At 62.6% G+C, this 19,739-nt stretch carries 20 protein-coding genes; 13 read left to right on the top strand and 7 right to left on the bottom strand.

What is annotated here, in order from left to right; all coding sequences use genetic code 11:
• The first annotated feature begins 20 nt into the window (after window positions 1–20).
• The 3 genes from V1294_RS28370 (at window position 21) to V1294_RS28360 (ending at window position 1,705) form a co-directional block, all read left to right on the top strand.
• Complete coding sequence (locus tag V1294_RS28370; protein ID WP_334479017.1) at window positions 21–701, top strand: DUF2270 domain-containing protein; 681 nt, start codon at window positions 21–23, stop codon at window positions 699–701.
• A 302-nt stretch (window positions 702–1,003) separates the two neighbouring features.
• Window positions 1,004–1,249 carry a hypothetical protein gene (locus V1294_RS28365; protein ID WP_334501785.1) on the top strand — a complete coding sequence of 82 codons (246 nt, stop codon included), beginning with the start codon at window positions 1,004–1,006 and terminating at the stop codon, window positions 1,247–1,249.
• Between the two features lie 231 nt (window positions 1,250–1,480).
• Window positions 1,481–1,705, top strand: coding sequence for a hypothetical protein (locus tag V1294_RS28360; protein ID WP_334479019.1), 225 nt, complete (start codon window positions 1,481–1,483; stop codon window positions 1,703–1,705).
• A gap of 707 nt (window positions 1,706–2,412) precedes the next feature.
• On the opposite strand, the gene V1294_RS28355 is transcribed toward V1294_RS28360, so the two are convergent.
• The 5 genes from V1294_RS28355 to V1294_RS28335 all read right to left on the bottom strand — a co-directional run bounded on the left by V1294_RS28355 (window position 2,413) and on the right by V1294_RS28335 (window position 7,136).
• Window positions 2,413–2,700, bottom strand: a complete 288-nt coding sequence (locus tag V1294_RS28355; RefSeq protein ID WP_334501782.1) for a DUF3303 domain-containing protein — start codon at window positions 2,698–2,700, stop codon at window positions 2,413–2,415.
• Between the two features lie 25 nt (window positions 2,701–2,725).
• Complete coding sequence (locus V1294_RS28350; protein WP_334501780.1) at window positions 2,726–3,232, bottom strand: DUF3455 domain-containing protein; 507 nt, start codon at window positions 3,230–3,232, stop codon at window positions 2,726–2,728.
• A 182-nt stretch (window positions 3,233–3,414) separates the two neighbouring features.
• Window positions 3,415–3,888, bottom strand: coding sequence for a DUF3455 domain-containing protein (locus V1294_RS28345; RefSeq protein WP_334504855.1), 474 nt, complete (start codon window positions 3,886–3,888; stop codon window positions 3,415–3,417).
• Between the two features lie 196 nt (window positions 3,889–4,084).
• Window positions 4,085–5,299: an NADP-dependent isocitrate dehydrogenase gene (locus V1294_RS28340; RefSeq protein ID WP_334479024.1), complete on the bottom strand. Its 1,215-nt coding sequence runs from the start codon at window positions 5,297–5,299 to the stop codon at window positions 4,085–4,087.
• A 127-nt stretch (window positions 5,300–5,426) separates the two neighbouring features.
• Window positions 5,427–7,136 (bottom strand): alpha/beta fold hydrolase, encoded by a 1,710-nt coding sequence (locus V1294_RS28335; protein ID WP_334501778.1) that lies wholly within the window; start codon window positions 7,134–7,136, stop codon window positions 5,427–5,429.
• 291 nt (window positions 7,137–7,427) lie between these two features.
• On the opposite strand from V1294_RS28335, the gene V1294_RS28330 reads away from it, so the two are divergent.
• From V1294_RS28330 to V1294_RS28320, 3 genes are all read left to right on the top strand, one after another.
• The gene (locus tag V1294_RS28330) at window positions 7,428–8,633 is read left to right on the top strand and encodes a TrmJ/YjtD family RNA methyltransferase (RefSeq protein WP_334501777.1); all 1,206 of its coding nucleotides are present in this window, start codon (window positions 7,428–7,430) and stop codon (window positions 8,631–8,633) included.
• A gap of 103 nt (window positions 8,634–8,736) precedes the next feature.
• Entirely contained in the window at window positions 8,737–9,369 is a 633-nt protein-coding gene (locus V1294_RS28325; RefSeq protein WP_334501775.1) for a DUF1326 domain-containing protein, read from the top strand.
• 46 nt (window positions 9,370–9,415) lie between these two features.
• The gene (locus V1294_RS28320) at window positions 9,416–10,210 is read left to right on the top strand and encodes a DUF2182 domain-containing protein (RefSeq protein ID WP_334501774.1); all 795 of its coding nucleotides are present in this window, start codon (window positions 9,416–9,418) and stop codon (window positions 10,208–10,210) included.
• Window positions 10,211–10,216: 6 nt separating this feature from the next.
• On the opposite strand, the gene V1294_RS28315 is transcribed toward V1294_RS28320, so the two are convergent.
• Entirely contained in the window at window positions 10,217–10,876 is a 660-nt protein-coding gene (locus tag V1294_RS28315) for a TetR/AcrR family transcriptional regulator (RefSeq protein WP_334501773.1), read from the bottom strand.
• A gap of 227 nt (window positions 10,877–11,103) precedes the next feature.
• Here V1294_RS28315 and V1294_RS28310 point away from each other — a divergent pair, with 227 nt between their 5' ends.
• The 5 genes from V1294_RS28310 (at window position 11,104) to V1294_RS28290 (ending at window position 14,857) form a co-directional block, all read left to right on the top strand.
• Window positions 11,104–11,646, top strand: a complete 543-nt coding sequence (locus tag V1294_RS28310; RefSeq protein ID WP_334501771.1) for an OsmC family protein — start codon at window positions 11,104–11,106, stop codon at window positions 11,644–11,646.
• 36 nt (window positions 11,647–11,682) lie between these two features.
• Window positions 11,683–12,828: an acyl-CoA dehydrogenase family protein gene (locus V1294_RS28305; RefSeq protein WP_334501769.1), complete on the top strand. Its 1,146-nt coding sequence runs from the start codon at window positions 11,683–11,685 to the stop codon at window positions 12,826–12,828.
• A 52-nt stretch (window positions 12,829–12,880) separates the two neighbouring features.
• Window positions 12,881–13,759 carry a sulfurtransferase gene (locus V1294_RS28300; RefSeq protein WP_334501767.1) on the top strand — a complete coding sequence of 293 codons (879 nt, stop codon included), beginning with the start codon at window positions 12,881–12,883 and terminating at the stop codon, window positions 13,757–13,759.
• 165 nt (window positions 13,760–13,924) lie between these two features.
• The gene (locus tag V1294_RS28295) at window positions 13,925–14,536 is read left to right on the top strand and encodes a hypothetical protein (protein WP_334501765.1); all 612 of its coding nucleotides are present in this window, start codon (window positions 13,925–13,927) and stop codon (window positions 14,534–14,536) included.
• A gap of 93 nt (window positions 14,537–14,629) precedes the next feature.
• Window positions 14,630–14,857, top strand: coding sequence for a hypothetical protein (locus V1294_RS28290; protein WP_334501763.1), 228 nt, complete (start codon window positions 14,630–14,632; stop codon window positions 14,855–14,857).
• 406 nt (window positions 14,858–15,263) lie between these two features.
• On the opposite strand, the gene V1294_RS28285 is transcribed toward V1294_RS28290, so the two are convergent.
• Window positions 15,264–17,186, bottom strand: coding sequence for a sigma 54-interacting transcriptional regulator (locus tag V1294_RS28285; protein WP_334501761.1), 1,923 nt, complete (start codon window positions 17,184–17,186; stop codon window positions 15,264–15,266).
• Between the two features lie 167 nt (window positions 17,187–17,353).
• Here V1294_RS28285 and V1294_RS28280 point away from each other — a divergent pair, with 167 nt between their 5' ends.
• Together V1294_RS28280 and ntrB are read left to right on the top strand one after the other, a co-directional pair.
• Complete coding sequence (locus tag V1294_RS28280; protein WP_334501759.1) at window positions 17,354–18,739, top strand: CmpA/NrtA family ABC transporter substrate-binding protein; 1,386 nt, start codon at window positions 17,354–17,356, stop codon at window positions 18,737–18,739.
• Between the two features lie 160 nt (window positions 18,740–18,899).
• Complete coding sequence (gene ntrB, locus V1294_RS28275; protein WP_108516387.1) at window positions 18,900–19,739, top strand: nitrate ABC transporter permease; 840 nt, start codon at window positions 18,900–18,902, stop codon at window positions 19,737–19,739.

Raw genomic sequence — 19,739 nt, 5'->3', positions numbered from 1 at the left:
CGGACAACCGGAGTCCTGCCATGTCTGTTACGGCTTCCAGCGAAACACATCTCCAACACACCTTCAATCCTGCTGAGATGGGCGCCATCGCTCATCTCTACCGGGGCGAAGTCTACCGTTCGACGATCTGGAGAACGCGGCTCGACAACACGACCAACTGGGCGATCGTCACGATGGGCATCGCTCTGTCGACGACCTTTTCGAGCCCGGAGGCTTCCCCCCTGCCACTCCTGCTCGTAGGCCTGCTCATTGCCGTGTTTCTCGGCATGGAGGCACGACGTTATCGTTACTTCAATGTCTGGCGCGCCCGAGCTCGATGGATGGAAATGAATTTCTACGCGCCAATATTCACCGGTGAAGCCCGCGACGATAGCTGGCAGATGATTCTCGGGCGCGACTACACGGCGCCCCGCCACCACATTTCGTTTGTCCGCGCGGCGGGGCGGCGGCTGCGTCGCAACTACGTCTGGATTCTCGCCGTCCAGGTGATTGCCTATTACGGCAAGATAGCGATCCATCCGACGCCTGCGTCGACCTTGTCGGAATTTGCCGATCGCGCCGCTGTCGGGCCGATCCCCGGCTGGATCGTTCTGATGGCAGGCCTTGCCTACAATTTCGGGTGGCTGGCGTTTGCGCTCGGCACGATGTGGTTCGACCAACGCCAGCACGGGGCCGCGGGCGACAAGGTGGCGATGGGTTAGCGGCAGCGCGAGGTGCCGTTGCTGATGAGCGTGGATAGACGGTCACAACGTGCGGAGCGACGCTTGCCAGGCCGTTCCTGTTCGCCGGTGAGGAGATCGAACGAAGCGGCTACGTCCGCTCATGGTTGATGGTGTTGCAAAAGCCTTTTTGTCGCACCCATCACAAATTTCCCGGCGTGCAGCGGCGGCGATCGAATATTGATTGAGGGGGACACTTCATTCTGAGAGAAATCCGTCGCTGCTCCAGGAACCGTTGGGCCGGTGGGGCGTTATAGAAGCAATCCCCCAAAAGGAGTTTTCTCATGCGCCAAGAACGCACGCAGGGCGCGCCTATGGCTGCGCGGGCGACGACCAGCAGGGCGCCGACCGACCTTCCGACAAGTGGTTATGCACTTGTCGTGGACGGCCAAGCGAAGCGAGAGTTCGAAACCCAGGACTCTGCCAATCAAGCAGCGAAAGACTTGAAGAGGCGTTTTCCCAACCTTCAGGTCAAGGTTTATGATGCGGAAAGAAATCGGCTTGAGCAGATCGATCTCGCGCCGGCTTAGTTTCGAACTGGCGCTAGCCAATCGAAAATCGTTCTGACCCGAAGCGGAAGTCGCGCTCATGAAGGCGAAAGTAAGCTCGAAATAAACAGTCTCTGAACTGCTCGTTCGACCGGCGTTCACGTCAACCCTTTTAGAGTCTCCATCCAGGAACTGAAAGCTAGTACCCGTAGACGGAGTTCCCAGCCGTGGAACCGACTCCACGCCGCTCAGTTATCCAATGGAGGAGACATCATGAAGAAGTTTCTTGTTTCGGCGGCAGCCGCAGCAATCATGACCGGCGCTGCCTACGCTCAGACGGAATTTTATGTAGTGCAAGACACCTCCACGAAGAAATGCACCATCGTGGACAAGAAGCCGACCACGACCACCACTGTGGTTGTTGGCGACGGCAAGGTGTTCAAGACGCGCACCGCAGCTGAAACCGGGATGAAGACCATCAAGGTCTGCGCGCACTAAGGTTGGCGATGGCGAGAAGCAATAACGCCAGCTCCGTCCGTTCCCATCGACAAGAGAGAGGCCGCCGAAGCGGCCTCTCTATTCACGGGCACATAGCAACTGGAGGACCAGGAAATGTTGAAAGCAATGCGCAACTATGCGTTCGGCGCCGCAGCGGCAGCTGCTCTTTTTGTAATTCCGATCTCGGCCTTTTCCCAATCCATTGAAGTTGGACCGGGAGGCGTCCGAGTGTACGACGGTCGAGGGGGACAATGCGAGCAATTGCGGCGTGCCTGCGAAAACAAGGACGCGCTGGGGGAGCGGGGCGAAGGAAATTGCCGCAGATACCGTGAGACTTGCCAAAGGCCAGTTCGGAGGGATGTGTGCGGCGAATTGAGACAAGCCTGCCTCAACAAGGACGAGTTGGGCGAACGAGGCGAAGGAAACTGCCGCAGGTATCGCGAGACTTGTAGAGGTCGCTTCTAAAGGTCGCTAATTCTTGGTGTTGCAGAGTGGGCCGGTCTCGCCCGGCACCGCTCCGCGCTCGTTCATATCAGGACAAGCCTGCCGGGATGGTGAAGCGTTTTCCGAGTGTCCAACTCAGAAAATGTGCTCGGCCGCGAGTCGCAATGGAAAGCAAGCGCCAACGACGATCGAACAGGCGATGGCGGGCGCGGTAGGGGATCAGTCGGGTCGCGCTCGATGAGCGCGATCCGCGCTGGTCTCGGCTACTGCTCGTCGAGGAACGGCGCAACGACTTCCCGCGTCTCCTTGCTGGCACCACCGGGGACAATCTCGAACGTCATGCCGAGATCGCGGTTGTTGGCCAGCACCCATTCCTGCAGCAGCCGCAAATCGTCGCATTCCATGAGCTGGAAGCAGCGGTCGAAATTCGGCTCGATCCAGCTCCCGACATATTTCAGTCCATCCGGGAATTTGATCCCGGGATCGCGGACGCGGCGGTAGACCGGGACCGGGTCCTGGTTCTTGAAGCGCTCGATCACCATGAACAGCATCGGCAACTCCGGATGGGGCGCTACGTCAGCCCTTGCGCAGGAACACGTAGTCCGCGGAGTAGGGCGCGTTGCGATAGCTGCCGGGCTTTTCGCACTCGCCCTCGAGTTTGCCGCCCGCCGTGTTGATCCGCTGCACCGTCGTGACGCCGGAGAGGATGCCGGTGCCGCGCCCGGAGGTCACGGTCAGTTTCAGCCAGGGAATATCGTTCGGCGTAGCACCGGGCGCATTGCCGACCGCCTTGCCGACGACGGCGCTAGAGTCGATGTGTTCCCAGTTCGGCCCTGCATAGTGCCGGCCGACGGTCTTGCCGTCGAGCAGCAGGGTTGCTGTCGGCTCGCGGAATGCCCAGGCCAGTTTGCCGTCGCTGGCAGCCTTGCACTCGTAGACCTGCGCGCCTTCAGCGTGAAGGGTGAGCACGATCGCTTCGCCGGGCGCGGCGATGGCGTCGGGAAGCGGCGTCTGGGCGGAGGCGCTCAAAACTGACGCCGACGACAGGAGCAGAGCGAGTGCGGTATTCCGGACAATCGGCATCATGAATCCATGGTGTGGGCCCCGAAGGACCAACACCATTATCAGCCAATTATGCCATCGGCTTGGCGAGGTTGTCCGAAACCTTGCCGAGGAAGCCGGTCGTGGACAGCCAGCGCTGGTCGGCGCCGACCAGGAGCGCGAGGCCCTTGGTCATTGTAGCCTTCCTCGACGGCAGCGTCGTATCAGCCCTTGCGCAGGAACACGTAATCGGCCGAGTAGGGGACGCTTTCATAGTCGCCTGCCTTGTAGCAGGCGCCATTGAGCTTTCCACCCGACGTGTTGATCCGTTGCACTGTCGTCACCGGACTGAGAACACCGCTGCCGCGCCGGGAAGCCACTCCGAGCTTCAGCCAGGGAATGTCCATCGCGACCTGCCCTGGGGCGGTGCCGACGACCTGGCCGACCACCGCGCTGCCGTCGCTGTACTCCCAGTTCGGTCCGGCATAGTGCCGGCCGACCGTCTTTCCGTCCAGGAAAAGCGTCGCGATCGGCTCGCGAAACACCCAGGCGAGTGCGCCGTCGGCGCCGGTCTTGCACTCGTAGACCTGCGCGCCTTCGGCATGCAGCGTGAGCATCACGGTTTCACCCGGTGCTGCGATGGCCTCGGGAAGCGATTTCTGGGCGGATGCGCTGACGAGCGACCCGGTGAGAAAGATGGCAGTGAGTACGGCGTTCTTAGGGAACGACACGGTATTGCTCCGTCGTTGTTTTTTTTATCACTACGAGCCAACGGCCGCGCGAATGCGCGACCGACGACAGGCTCCGAGCAATCCATCGTACCCCAAGCTGAGGCATGGATTGTTCGTCGCTCTGCCCCTCGCGATGATGTGGAGGGACTTGCGATAAGGCGACTTACGCCGCCATCGCCTTGGCAAGGTTATCCGAGACCTTGTCGAGGAAGCCGGTCGTGGACAGCCAGCGCTGGTCGGCGCCGACCAAAAGCGCGAGGTCCTTGGTCATGTAGCCTTCCTCAACGGTCGCGACGCAGACCTTTTCCAGCGTCTCGGCGAATTTTGCGAGCTGCGGGTTGTTGTCGAGCTTGGCGCGGTGTGACAGGCCGCGGGTCCAGGCGAAGATCGACGCGATCGAATTGGTCGAGGTCTCCTTGCCCTTCTGGTGCTCGCGGTAGTGCCGGGTCACCGTGCCGTGGGCGGCTTCGGCTTCCACCGTCTTGCCGTCGGGCGTCAGCAGCACCGAGGTCATCAGGCCGAGCGAGCCGTAGCCTTGCGCCACCGTATCCGACTGTACGTCGCCGTCGTAGTTCTTGCAGGCCCAGACGTAGCCGCCGGACCATTTCAGCGCGGAAGCGACCATGTCGTCGATCAGGCGGTGTTCGTAAGTGAGCCGCTTGGCCTCGAATTCCTTCTTGAATTCGCGGTCGTAGATGTCCTGGAAGATGTCCTTGAAGCGGCCGTCATAGACCTTGAGAATCGTGTTCTTGGTCGAGAGGTAGACCGGGTAGCCGCGCAAGAGGCCGTAGTTCAGGGAGGCGCGGGCGAAGTCGATGATGGAATCATCGAGGTTGTACATGCCCATCGCGACGCCGGCGTCGGGGGACTTGAACACTTCCCTCTCGATCACGGTGCCGTCTGCGCCGACGAACTTCATCGACAGGGTGCCTGCGCCGGGGAACTTGAAGTCGGTGGCGCGGTACTGGTCGCCATAGGCATGGCGGCCGATGATGATCGGCTTGGTCCAGCCGGGGACCAGGCGCGGCACGTTCTTGCAGATGATCGGCTCGCGGAAGATCACGCCGCCGAGGATGTTGCGGATGGTGCCGTTCGGCGACTTCCACATTTCCTTCAGGCCGAATTCCTTCACCCGGGCCTCGTCGGGGGTGATGGTGGCGCATTTGACGCCGACGCCGACCTTCTTGATGGCGTTGGCGGCGTCGATCGTGACCTGGTCGTTGGTCTGGTCGCGGTACTCCATTCCGAGGTCAAAATACAAAAGCTCGACATCGAGGAAGGGGGTGATCAGCTTGTCCTTGATGTACTGCCAGATGATCCGGGTCATCTCGTCGCCATCGAGTTCGACGACGGGGTTGGTCACCTTGATTTTTGCCATGATGGAGGGGGCCTTTTCTCGGAAAACCGCGCATTTGGGCGGGGTGGAGTGATTATAGGCGGCCTATAGCACTGCAAACCGGCCGGCGAAAGCCAAGCCGTTATGCACTTTCTGCCCATCCTTTAGATTATATTGCTGCCTGGGTCGCCGTCCCCGCGACCACGTACCAGGTCACGAACAGGCCGCAGATCAGGGCGCCGGGCAGGCTGGAGCCGGTCCGCCGCCAGGTGAAGGTCGCGATCACGGCACAGATCGCCAGCAGCGGCACGAACTGGATGGCGACGATGGTCGAGAGCGGCACGAAGCCGGGGTCGGGCAGCGGGTTGAACAGTTTTCCGGTGAGCCAGAGAATGGCGTATTGCCCGCCCACGAGCACGATAAAGCCCAGCGTCAACGCCAGGATATTGGTTAAATAAAGCGCCCCGCGGGGCGCCGCCATGGTCGAGAAATTGCGGTGCAGGACGTGCAGCGCGATCACGAAAAACGCCGTGAACGGCACGAGATAGATCAGGAAGATCAAAAACTGCTTCGTGCTCATCAGCTTCAGCGCGACGATCCAGAACCGGAAGTCGATCTTGAAGGTGAGGTCGGCGAGCCACAGCGCCGCGTAGCCGATCGCCACCGTGGCGATGGCGATCACGAGCGACTGCAGGACGATGCCCGACCGGCTGGCGCGCTTGGGCGCGAACCGCATCAAGGCGAGCGTGATCAGGCCGTTGATGATGGCCCACACCAGGATCTGGTTGGTGATGCCCTGCGGCAGGAAGGCGGAGGGCTTTACGAATGTCCCGCCCAGCGCGAACGCCGGGTAATAGGTGAGCGCCGGAATTAAGGCTGAGAGGATGAAGGCCGCAGTCCAGCGCCGGCCGCTCGCTGCGGTGTGCTCGGGCATGGTGCCGTCGGCAATCTCCGGCAGCCGCAGCCGGGAATACATCGGCGCTTCCAGCAGCGCATCGAAGGCGCCGATCAAAAGCGCCACAAAACCGAGCAGCGCGATCAGCGTGCCGATCTCCTTAGCGAGCCATATCTGGTCGTCAACCGGGCGGGGCGTGCCACCCTGCAGGGTCTTTGCGAACCAGTCGAGGCTGTGGCCGATGGTCTCGTGGGAGATGTGCTCGGCCGGATGGGTGATGGCGGGGGTGTAGAGCACCCGCGCCGTGCCTTGCGCGATGTCGCCATAGACCTTGCCTGGCTCCACCGGCCCTTGCGTGCCGAACAGCGCCCACAGCTTCGGGCTCTGGGTGACGTCGCGGGCCTTGTCGACGCCCCACATCAGGGTCGGGAACTCTTCATATTGGGCGAACACCAGCGCCACGTTTCGCGGCCAGCTTGGGGTCCCTTCGGCGGCGAACGGCTTGCCGGTCGATGAGCCCTCCAGCACCATCGACTTGTAGTCATTGGGCGCGGCGGTGGCCGCTGCCAGCACGGTCCAGCCGCCCATCGAGTGCCCCTCGAGCCCGATATTGTTCTTGTCGACGATTTCGAGGCTGCGCAGATAGGCGAGGCCATCGGGCCCGCCGAACCCGTTGGCGAAAGCGGGCGGGTCGCTATAGCCGTGGCCGGTCTGGTCGAGCGCGAGGACCACATAGCCGCGGCGGGCGAACTCGATGGCAAAGCCGTCCTGGGTTTCGCGGGAGTTGATGTAACCGTGGACCGCGAGGATACCGGGGGCGGGGATCTGGGGCGTGGCGTTCGGCGGAATGTAGAGCAGGGCGCTCATCGTGTTGCCCTTGGCGCCCTGGAAGCGGACGTCTTGGATCCTGATCCCGCCTGCGGTCTGCGTGAAATGGGCGAACAGGCCGCCCGCCAGGATCAGGACCACGCCCAGTATCGCCAACGACCACCCCTGCCGCGCATGGACGCCTCCCCATTGATTCCCTCGCCGTTGAACCGGTTTTCGGGCTGTTTGCAGCTTCGCTTTGTTTGTGATTGTTAGCCTATCCGAAAGTCTAACGCGCGCAAGCGGCGGGCGGGATCAAGCTTCCTTGAGGCTTTGATCGAGCGTTCGGAGAGGTTACTAAGCCGCACAGCAGGCTTCTCGAATTCCGCCATCCAAAAACGCGCGGCCGTTCAAACTCTTCAGAGGTTGAATCAACTTCGGAAGTTGAATCAGAAAGTGAAGTAACGAATGTCCGGTTCGGGCACCGATAAAACCAAGTCTGGTTGGGACTTAGCCGGACCTGTTGTGATCCTCGTCGAGCCGCAGCTCGGCGAGAATATCGGCATGGCCGCGCGCGCGATGGGCAATTTCGCGCTTTCCCGTCTAAGAATCGTCAATCCGCGCGACGGCTGGCCGAACATCGCCGCGCAGCGGGCGGCGGCCGGCGCCGACCAGATTCTGGAACAGGCCCAGTTGTTCGACACCGTCGAGCAGGCGGTCGCCGACCTGACACTGCTGTTCGCCACCACCGCCCGGGCCCACGACCAGGCCAAGCCGGTGGTCGCACCCGGGGAAGCGGCGGCCGAGATCGTGGCGCATGTCGGCAGCGGCGGCGGGGCTGGCATCATGTTCGGCCGCGAGCGCTACGGCCTGCAGAACGAGGAAGTGGCGCTCGCCAACCGGATCATTACCTTTCCGGTCAATCCGGGTTTTGCCTCGCTCAATCTGGCGCAGGCGGTGCTGCTGATCGGCTATGAGTGGTTCAAGCTGTCGACGGGCGGCGCCTTGCCGTTCGCGATGCCCGAACGCTCCGAGCCGGCCTCGCAGCACCAGATGCAAGCCTTCTTCGACAATCTGGTCCGGGAACTCGACAAAGTCGAATTCCTCCGCCCGCGCGAGAAGCGGGAGACCATGCTGGTGAACCTGCGCAACATCTTTACCCGCATGGACCCGACCAAGCAGGACATGCACACTTTGCACGGCGTGGTGATGGCGATCGCGGAAGGCCGCAAGGGACCGGCCAAGGGTGGCGTGCTCGACGGCGAACAGGCGACGCGGCTGCGCGCTTTGCTGGCCGAGCACGGGCAGGGGCCGGCGGTGCCGGGCGACAGTTCTACCGTGCGCGGGCTGGCCCGGCTGCTGCGGCGGAACCCGACCGACGCCGAGCGGGTCCTGTGGCAGGCGCTGACCCGCGACCGGCGCTTCGCCGGCCAGTTCAAGCGCCAGACTCCGGTGGGGCGCCACATTCCGGATTTCGTCTCCTTCGTGCACCGGCTCGCGATCGAGCTGGTCAATCCGAACGAGTCGGAGGCCATCGTCGCCGACCGCGCCGGCCGCAAGACGTGGCTGGAAGCACGCGACTACCGTGTGATCGAGATGAAGGTCGCCGAAGTCGAGCGCGATCTGGTCGCGGAACTCGCTCGGCTCGAGGCGAAGCTGCGCGAGCGCAGCTAGGCGGGCCTATCGGGCAAGCCGGCCGACGCTCCCTGTCCCCGCGCGCGCAAACGGGATAAGCTTACCCCTGCAGTTCAATCGAATACGCAAACGGAGGTGTGCGATGGCTACATCTGACTGGCGTCTCGAAGGCGAATGGATCAAGAACTGCAATTGCGCATTTGGCTGCCCGTGCGATTTCAATGCCCTGCCGACCCAGGGTTATTGCAAGGGCACGGTCGGCATGCGGATCACCAAGGGACATTTCGAGAAGACCAAACTCGACGGCCTGGTTTTCGCGGCAACCGTTCATTTTCCCGGTGCGCTGCATGAGGGCAATGGCCAGCTGCAGCCGATCATCGACGAGCGCGCCACACCGGAACAACGCGAAGCACTTTTCAATATCATGTCGGGTCAGAACTCTGCCGAAGGCACGCTATTCCAGATTCTCAGCCTGATCGTGACCAAGATGCATGAACCGTTGTTCGTACCGATCGAATTCGAATTCGACAAGGACGGGCGCGTAGCGCGTATGGTGGCGAAGGGCGTGCTGGAGACCGAGGTCGAGCCGATCAAGAATCCGGTGACAGGAGAGCCTCACCGCATTCAGGTCGTGATGCCCGAGGGCTTCGAGCACAGGGCGGCCGAGGTTGCTTCGGCCAACATCCGCTCGAGCGGCGCCATCAAGTTCGACACCAAGGGCACGCATAGTTCGCTCGCCAATGTCGTTCAGACGCCGCAGGGCGTTGCGGCCTAGCGCTGCGCCCTAATCTCTACACGCCCAGTCGGGGGTGGGGTTTATGATGGCGACCTCGGCGCTCGAACAGACCCTGCGGCACGATCGCCTGATCGTGGCCATCGGAATAGCCGTCGTCGTTGCGTTCTCCTGGGGATATCTGATTGCCGGCGCCGGCATCGACATGAGCATGGCCGATATGCCGATGGACCCTGAGCCGTGGTCGCCGGCCCAGGCATGGCTCATGTTCGTGATGTGGTGGGTGATGATGGTCGCGATGATGGTGCCTAGCGCAGCCCCCATGATCCTGCTGTTCGCCGCCATCAAGCGCAGGCAGGCGGCCGCGGACAGTCCCGCGATTTCAAGCTGGCTGTTTCTCGCCGGCTATCTCGTGATCTGGGCAGGGTTCAGCGTGGTCGCGGTCTCGCTGCAGTGGGGACTTGAGCAGGCCGGGTTGCTGTCCGGCATGATGGCAAGCACCAGCAGCGTGCTCGCCGCAATCATCCTGCTTGCCGCCGGCCTCTATCAGTTGACGCCGATCAAGCGCGCCTGTCTTCGCTACTGCCAGAGTCCGTTGCTGTTCCTCTCGAGCTACTGGCAACGCGGCGCCATGGGCGCGCTGCGCATGGGATTCCGGCATGGCAGTTATTGCGTCGGCTGCTGCTGGTTCCTGATGGCGCTGCTCTTCGTCGTCGGTGTCATGAACCTCGCCTGGGTCGCAGCCGTCGCGATCTATGTCGCCTTCGAGAGGCTGCTGCCACGCAGCGAATGGCTCAGCCGCGCCGCGGGCGTGGGCCTGATCGTGGCCGGCGCAGTTGTCCTCGCGTACGGCCTGACCGTCACAGCGCCCGCGTCGCTATAGCTCGCCTCAGACGGCGACGAGCTCCGCAGGGCTGCCGGTCCGCTTCGTCTTCTTCACCTTCGATGGCCCGAACAGATTGCCCGCGGCGAGACCGGCGGTATCGGCGACGCCGGGATCGCGCGAGACCATGGCGGCGACGATGGCGCCGTCGATCAGCAGCGCGAGCTGATGGGCAAGCATTTGCGGTTCGGCCGCGCCCATTTCACTGGCGAGCTTTTCGATATGCGCCAGCACCACTTTCTTGTGGCGCAGTGCGATATTGCGGAACTGCTTGGCGTCCTTGTCGTGCTCGGCGACCGCGTTGATGAAGGGGCAGCCGTAGAAGCGCTCCTCGGCGAACCAGCGCTTCAGCGCTGGAAAGATCCGCGTCAATTTCGCCTGCGCGTCGCCGCCGCCATCCTCCATCGCGCCGATGAACCATTCGCGCCACGCCTTGCCTTCGCTCTCCAGCACGGCGTTGACGAGGTTGGTCTTCGATCCGAACACTTTGTAGAGCGTGGTCTTGGCGGTGCCGGCCTCGTCGATGATGGCATCGATCCCGGTGGCGTTGATGCCGTTCTTGCAGAACAGATGCGTCGCCGCGCCGAGCAGGCGTCCGCGCGCGGATTCCTCATCGCCTGCGGCGCGTGCCGCGACAGCTTTCCTCTTTGAAACCGATTTGCCCATGCGCTGCAGTTAATCGGAGCGCCGCGCAATCATCAAGTCGCATCTTTGCGCCGAAATTAATCGCAGGCACGCGGCAATTGCTTCGCGCCTGTGCAGCGCGGCGCTGACCAATTTCCGGGCAGCGATCGCTAAGCGGCGGGAGAGCTTCGCCTTTTGGTTTTGGCCTGATCTGGCACGCTTAATGCAGGAAACAGAACGTTCGGTATCCTACCCTAGGGAGAGAAATGATGACCGCGGTCGCTCAAAAAACGGTGCTTACAGGCTGCCTGGCGCCGATCGACAAAAATGGGCTCGAGCAGCTCATCGCCAACGGCAAGGCCAATCCGAAGGTCATCAAGACCTTGAAGTGCAAGACGGTGGCGGAAGGCAAGTTCCGCCATGCCAACTACATCCGCAACCTCGCGCCTTGCATCGTCGACGAGCCGCCGGGCCTGCTCGGCGACGACACCGCGCCCAACCCGTCGGAGGCGTCATTGGCCGCGCTCGGCTCGTGCCTTGCGGTCGGCCTGCACGCCAACGCCGTTCACCGCGGCTGGATCGTCAACAAGCTCGAACTCGAGCTCGAGGGCGATCTCAACATCACGGCGGTGTGGGGCACCGGCGATGTCAGCGAGAAGCCGGTCGGCTTCACCGACGTGCGGGTCAAGGTCGACATGGAATGCGAGGGCATTCCGAAGGCCGAGATCGACGCGCTGGTGGCCCACGTCAAGCAGTGGTCGCCGGTCGCCAACACCTTTACCCGCCCGGTCAATCTCGAAGTCAGCGCGTAGGCGGCCACGGCAGGCCAATGGGGTGTGGAGGGTTTGATGGGTTCACTGGCGGTATCCCGGCTCGCGATTGACGCAACTCTGCCATCGGCGTCGATCGCCGATCAGGTAGCAGTGATTGCGCGCAAAGAACTCGCACCCCAGGCGCTGGCGATCGACGAAGGCACGCTCTACCCCGATGCCTTGCTCCGGCGGCTTGGCGAAGCCGGCGCCTGGGGCAGCCACCAACCGGTGAATGGCGCGGCCGATCTGCGCTGCGCCATTCAATCGATCGCAGCGCTCGGCGAAGTCTGCGGCGCCACCGCCTTCATGGCGTGGTGCCAGAACACGCTGGTCTGGTACGCCTCGAATTCGGGCAATCCAAAACTCGTCGCCAAATTCGCCGATAAGTTCGCCAGCGGCGAAATTCTCGGTGGCACCGGGCTGTCCAACCCGATGAAGAGTTTTTTCGGCATCGAGAAGTTGAAGCTGAAAGGACGCAAGGTCGAGGGCGGTTACGTCGTGCGCGGCGCGCTGCCCTGGGTGTCAAATTTGGGCGCCGAGCATTTCTTCGGCACGATCTTCGAGCGCGAGGACGGGCCCGGCGGCACCGCAAACGGCGGGCCGGGCATCGTGATGTTCCTTGCCGATTGCTCCAATCCCGCGATCACGTTGCAGCCGTGCAAGCCGTTCCTGGCGATGGACGGCACCGGCACCTATGGCGTGCAGTTTCGCGATGTCTTCGTGCCGGATGAACTGATCCTCGCCGAACCGGCCGGCCCCTTCGTCAAGAAAATCCGCGCCGGCTTCATCCTGCTGCAGGCCGGCATGGCGCTCGGCCTGATCAAGGATTGCATCCAGATCATGGACGAGGTCGAGGCGCCGCTCGGCCACGTCAACCGCTATCTGGCGCAGCAGCCGGTTCAATTCCGCGAGCTCCACGCCGAGTTCGAGAAGGAGACGATGGCGCTGGCGCGCGATCCCTACAACACCGACGACAGCTATTGGCGGCGGGTGGTGGCGCTTCGCTTACGCGCCGGCGACGCCAGCGTCGCGGCTGCGCATGCGGCGATGCTCCATTGCGGCGCGCGCGGTTACCTCAAAAGCCACCGCGCCCAGCGCAGGCTCCGCGAAGCTTATTTCGTCGCCATCGTTACCCCTGCCACCAAGCAGCTTCGCAAGATGCTGGCTGGCGACGAGCACTAAAGGGATTTCCGTTTCGACCCAACCAGCAACCATAAAACAGGAGAGGCCTGCCATGACGGACGTTCTGATTACTGCCGGCGAACTCGCGGAATTCCTCACGAAAGAGCCGTGTGTCATCATCGACACCCGCAATCCCGAAGCCTACGGCGCGGGGCATCTCCCCGGCGCCGTCAATGTCCATGAAATCTTCACGTACCTCGCGACCTCGACGCCGGAAGGCATTCATGAACTGAAGACGAAATTCGCCGATGCGTTCGGCGCTGCCGGGCTTTCGGGCAAAGAGACCGCCGTCATCTACGAGCAGTCGATGAATTCCGGCTTCGGCCAGTCCTGCCGCGGCTACTATCTCTTGACCATGCTGGGCTATCCCAAGGTCAAGGTGCTGCATGGCGGTTACGACGCCTGGGCGGCGGCGGGGCTGCCGGTCACCACGGACGTGCCGTCGCCGGTGAAGGCGTCGTTCACGGTCGTGCCGGAAGCCGGCGATATCCTGATCGACGCCAAGACCATGCTCGCCGCCGTCGGCAAGCCCGGCATCGCGCTGCTCGACGTGCGCGACATCGACGAGTGGATCGGCGAAAGCTCTTCGCCGTATGGGAAAGACTTCTGCCCGCGCAAGGGACGCATTCCCGGCGCCGTGTGGCTGGAGTGGTACCGCATGATGAAGCCGACCGCGGAAGGGCCGCGCTTCAAGTCCAAGAACGAGATCCTGGCGGAGTGTGCCACCGTCGGCATCACAGAGAATACGCCGGTCTATCTCTACTGCTTCAAGGGCGCGCGGGCCTCGAACACGTTCCTCGCGCTGAAGAACGCCGGCGTGAAGGATGTCCGGATGTATTTCGGCTCCTGGAACGAATGGTCGCGCGATCCGTCGCTCCCGATCGAGGAGGGGTTGCCGACGGACGTCAAGCTCACCACCAAGGCGGCGTAACGACGCGTCCGGTGTTGCAGTCTTATTCCATGGAATTGGACGGCAACAAGGCGGCCGGCGATTCCTGAAGTGATGGCGCGAACCAATGGAACCGCGCCATCGCGCCACTCTGGCGTTCCTGATCTCCGCTGCGTATAATCGCGACGCAGTCAGGTGGTCGCCCGGATGTCGATGTTCTCACGCAGATTTGGTCTTGCAATGGTCGCAGCGATGCTGTGCCTGGGCGCGCCAGCGGCCCACGCGCAGGCCTCGCCGGTAAACTACTGGATTCCGGGCTGGCCGATGGGATTCAGCGGTGCTGCGGGTGAGAGCCCTGACGCGTACGGCACCTTTCCGAGCTTCGACTTCCGCGATCTCGGAAACGGCTCGTCCCATGCGCGCTACAATTTTTCGAACGGCTTTTTTGTCGGCAGCCAGCGCAGCGGCATGGGCTTCGGCAGCCTCAGCCAGAGTGCGTTCGGCAGTTTCGGTTCGCTCTATAGCGAAGGCGTGCAGTTCGGCTACAGCTTGAAGAACAGCGGCTTGCCCGTCACCTTCTATGCCGGTTTCGACACGCTGAAATACAATACCGGCATCGGCGGCCCGTTCGCGCCCTTCGACTCCAAATCCGGCACGCTGCCGATCTCCAGCGTGAATGCCGGCGTCGAATTCCAGGCGACGTCGAATCTCAGCCTGTCGCTCGGGGTCGGTTACGTCCAGCAGTCGGGCCGCCTCGACAGCGAGATCAACTCGCTGCCCGGGGCCTCGCCATTTGCTATCGGCGGCCGCCGCTACTAGGCATGTACTCGTAATTAAGTCAGGTCCGCTTTACCTTCACAGCAGGAGACGTCACCTGCTAAGGGTAGCGAACTGGGGGCTGAATGGTGCGGCATGAAGATCGGGGATCAAGTCGAAGTAGTTGCGGTACCGGGATCGCTTCCGTCTGGGATGGGCACACAGGCATTGTTTGAAGCTTGCATGGGTCGCATCTTTCCTATTGCGGGGATCGACAACGGATTTCTGGAGCTGCACGTAGGCGAGGTCGTCGGCGAAGAGAGCTACATGCACTCTATTTGGATTGAAGCAAGCTGCGTTCTTCTGCGCCGCCAACGCGAATGAATGGGTCGGTGCCACAGCCGCTGCATCCCAGGGTAAGCTGCCGAGTTGGCGAAATGTTGGAAGGGAGCGTGGAATTCTAATGGCGAAGCGAACACGGCTGGCGACGATAGTAATGGGCCGAAGCATGAGAGGCGACGCTTCGACGGAGGAGGACCCCAAAGTCACATTTGAGCTTGAGGCCGAAACTGGCGAGATTTTTGAGGTTAGTTTTTCTCTTCGTGGAATCTTGAGCACAGTTGTGATGGCTCACGGCTGGACCCCTTTGAAAGAGGAGCTTGCTCAAGTAGAGCCGCCGATTAAAGTCTAGATGCAAGGTGCGTTGAGGGTCACGAGCCGCCGATCACGGTCAAGCCGGGTGACTTCCGCTTTGCCGTGGGAAGCCGATGTTTATGAGCACACGCCCTAATTAGCCAGCCAAGCCGCGCCCACTCGTAATTCCAAGCGCCTTGATGCGTGAAGCCAGCGTGGTTGGCTTGATGTCGAGCATTTCGGCCGCGCCGCCGGGGCCGAACACTTTTCCGGAGCAGGCCTGCAGTGCGGCCAGAATATTGGCGCGTTCGTGCGCGCGCATCTCTGCTGATGTCATGACCGTGGGGCGGCTATCTGTTTTCGCGCGCGCCGCGCCGGGGGAGGGCTGCGCGCCGGACGCGTCGGGCAGGTCGATGCGGAGGCGGCCGTTCTGGGCAAGGATCGCGGCGCGCTCGATCACGTTCTGCAATTCGCGCACGTTGCCGGGCCAGTCATAGCGTGCGAGACGCCGCGCATCGCCTTCCGACAATCGAAGCTCGGATTTCAGCGCCTTGCTTTCGCGCGTCAGAAAATGCTGCGCCAGCAGCGGAATGTCCTCGCGCCGCTCGCGCAGCGGCACCGATTCCACTGGAAACACGTTGAGCCGGAAATAGAGGTCCTCGCGAAACCGGCCGCGCTGCACCTCCTGCTTGAGGTCGCGGTTGGTGGCGGCGATCAGGCGGACGTCGACCGCGCGGGTGCGCTCTTCGCCGACGCGCTCGAAATTACCCTCCTGCAGCACGCGCAACAGCTTGCCCTGCAGTTCGAGCGGAATTTCGCCCACCTCGTCGAGAAACAGCGTGCCGCCGTCGGCGAGCTCGAATCGCCCGATGCGATCGCGCATCGCGCCGGTGAAGGCGCCGCGGACGTGGCCGAAGAACTCGCTTTCGAACAGTTCGCGCGGGATCGCCGCGCAATTGACGCGGATCAGCGGCCGGTCGCGGCGGCTGCTCGCCTCATGGATGGCGCGCGCGATCAGTTCCTTGCCGGTGCCGGATTCGCCTGTGATCATCACGGCCGCCGAGGTCGGCGCCACCAGCTTGACCTGGCGCAGCGTCTTCTGGATCGCCTCGCTCTGGCCGATGATGCCGCGCGGATTGGTCTCGATGCGGATTTCTTCCTGCAGGTAAGCGTTTTCCAGCTCCAACCGCTCGCGCAGGCGATCGACTTCGGCGAGTGCCGCATGCAGCTTTTCGTCGGCCTCGCGGCGCTGGCTGACATCGCGGAACACGATGACCGCGCCAACGACGACGCCGCGGTCGCGGATCGGCGTCGAGGTGTATTCGACCCAGACCGGCGTGCCGTCCTTGCGCCAGAACACCTCGCCCTCGACCTGATGCACGGCGCCGTCCCGAAACGCCGCGTAGATCGGGCAGTCGTGATCGGGATAGTGCCGCCCGTCATGATGGGTGTGATGAACGATCGGGTGGATTTCCTTGCCGACCAGTTCTTCGGCCGACCAGCCCAGCATGCGCTCGGCCGCCGGATTGACGAAGGTGGTCTTGCCCTCGGCGTTGACGCCGTAAATGCCTTCGCCGGCGGCGCGCAGGATCAACTGGTTTTCGCGCTCGATGTCCTGGAACACGCGCTCGACCCGTTGCCAGGTCGCGATCCCGCCGCGCATGTGGTCCTCAGCCGCCGCATCGACATAGCGGCGGCGGCGTGCATCGAGGTCGCTCATGGTGAGCAGCACCAGCGCGCGGCCGTCACCCGGCACGAGCGAGCCGGCATATTCGAGCCTGAGCGTCTGCCCGGTGGCGTGGCGCGGCGTCAGTGCATTGGTCCAGTACGCGCCCTTGTCGAGGACGGCCTGGGTGAACACGATCAACGAGGGGAGTTGGCCTGCATGCAGCGTGCTGACTTTGGTCTGCCGCAGCAGCGCGCGGTCGTAGCCGAGCAGGGCGCAGGCGGCCGGATTGGCGTCGAGGATCAGGTCGGCATGGGGATCGAGCAGCAGCGCCGGCTCGACTGCGAACTCGAACGCGGCGGTGTGAAGGCTGGCGTCTTGTGGCGCGGCCGTGGAACCCAAGGCCAGATCCATTTGATCGACTCCGAAAATTCGTAATCCAGCTACGATATTTCGTTTATCACGAATTTTCGTAATCGCCAACGAAGCCGCAAATCCCTGCGGCATCTACGCAATCGCCGAAGAAGAGGGCTGGCATGTGCCTTGCTTAATTAGGGGGCAACGCCCGTGCAGGAGGTCTCATGTCTACCTTCGACAATCCATTCGATCCCGATCGCCGTCTTCGTGCCGGTGGCTGCAGTTGCGGCCAGCATTTCAGCGAAGCCGAACATGAACATGCGGCCTCGGCGCTGCGCTGCGAGCCCGCACCGAGCGAGGACAAGCGCTACGAGGGCGTCGTAGCCTCCGCCGTGATGCGGGCGATGTTTCCCAGGGATGCCGCACGGCGCGCGTTCCTGAAATCGGTCGGCGCCTCGACCGCGCTGGCCGCGATCTCGCAATTCTTTCCGCTTCAGACCGCGACCGAGGTTTTCGCGCAAGGCGGGGCGCCCGAGAAGAAGGATCTCAAGGTCGGCTTCATTCCGATCACCTGCGCAACGCCGATCATCATGGCGGCCCCGCTCGGCTTCTATTCCAAGCACGGCCTCAACGTCGAAGTGGTGAAGACCGCCGGCTGGGCGGTGATCCGCGACAAGACCATCAACAAGGAATACGACGCAGCCCACATGCTGGCGCCGATGCCGATCGCGATCTCGCTGGGGCTGGGCGCCAATGCGATCCCGTTCACGGTGCCGGCGATCGAGAACATCAACGGGCAGGGCATCACGCTCGCCATGAAGCACAAGGACAAGCGCGATCCGAAGGACTGGAAGGGCATGAAGTTCGCCATTCCGTTCGACTATTCGATGCACAATTATCTGCTGCGCTATTATCTGGCCGAACACGGCCTCGATCCCGATACCGACGTGCAATTGCGCTCGGTGCCGCCGCCGGAAATGGTCGCCAACCTCCGCGCCGACAACATCGACGGCTTCCTCGCGCCGGACAACATCTGCCAGCGTGCGATCTATGACGGCGTCGGCTTCATGCACATCCTGTCCAAGGAGATCTGGGACGGCCATCCCTGCTGCAGCTTTGCCGCCAGCAAGGAATTCATCACCAGCTCGCCGAACAGCTTTGCAGCGCTGACGCGGGCGATCGTGGACGCGACCGCCTATGCGTCGAAAGCCGAGAACCGCAAGCAGATCGCGGAAGCGATCGCTCCCGCGAACTATATCAACGCACCGGTCACCGTGCTGGAGCAGGTGCTGACCGGCACCTATGCGGACGGATTGGGCGGCGTCAAAACCGACGCCAAGCGTGTCGACTTCGATCCGTTCCCCTGGCAGTCCTTTGCGGTGTGGATGCTGACCCAGATGAAGCGCTGGGGCCAGATCAAGGGCGATGTCGATTACAAGGCGGTGGCGGAACAGGTTTATCTCGCGACCGACACCGGCAAGGTCATGAAGGAGATGGGACTGACACCGCCGACGACGTCGTACAAATCGTTCGCGGTGATGGGCAAGACGTTCGATCCGGCGAAGCCGGATGATTATCTCGCCAGCTTCAAGATCAGGAAGGCGTCGTGAGGGATCCTGGCCTTGCCTCTTTCTTACCTCGCCCCGCTTGCGGGGAGAGGTCGCCGCGCTTTTGCGCGGCGGGTGAGGGGGTACAGGTCCATCAACTAGCATTCGCCTCGCGGAGAGAGCCCCTCACCCCGACCCTCTTCCCGCGCGCGGGGAGAGGGAGATGACCTTCTCACTTCGTTTCCGCGCGGCCGTGGTCTCGATCGTGCTGTTCGCCGCATTCCTCGGCATCTGGCATCTCGCCACGCGCTCGACGGCTGCGACCACCACCATGACGCCGGAATACGCCAAGCTGATGGGGCTGACGGCGACTCAGGGCAAGTCGGCGATGCCGGGTCCGCTCGATGTCGGCGCGAAATTGTGGGAGCATCTCAAGCAGCCGTTTTACGACAAGGGGCCGAACGACAAGGGCCTCGGCATCCAGCTCGGCTATTCCATCGGCCGCGTCGGTCTCGGCTATCTGCTTGCGGTGCTCGTTGCCATTCCGCTCGGCTTCCTGATCGGCATGTCGCCCTTGATCAGCAAGGCACTCGATCCGTTCATCCAGGTGCTGAAGCCGATCTCGCCGCTCGCCTGGATGCCGCTTGCGCTCTACACCATCAAGGATTCCTCGATCTCGGCGATTTTTGTCATTTTCATCTGCTCGGTGTGGCCGATGCTGCTCAACACCTCGTTCGGCGTCGCCGCGGTGCGCAAGGAATGGATCAACGTCGCCCGCACGCTGGAGGTCGGCACCATCAGGCGCGCCTTCACGGTGATCCTGCCGGCGGCCGCACCGACGATTCTCACCGGCATGCGGATTTCGATCGGCATCGCCTGGCTCGTCATCGTCGCGGCCGAGATGCTGGTCGGCGGCACCGGCATTGGCTACTTCGTCTGGAACGAGTGGAACAACCTCTCGATCACCAATGTCATCATCGCGATCCTCCTGATCGGGATCGTCGGCATGCTGCTCGACCAGATTCTGGCGCGCTTCACGCGCATGGTCACGTTCCCGGAATAG

The sequence above is a fragment of the Bradyrhizobium sp. AZCC 1678 genome, assembly GCF_036924765.1.
Taxonomy (GTDB): Bacteria; Pseudomonadota; Alphaproteobacteria; order Rhizobiales; family Xanthobacteraceae; genus Bradyrhizobium; species Bradyrhizobium algeriense.
The sequence above is the reverse complement of the archived record's forward strand: the minus strand, read 5'-3'. Positions and strand labels throughout refer to the sequence as shown.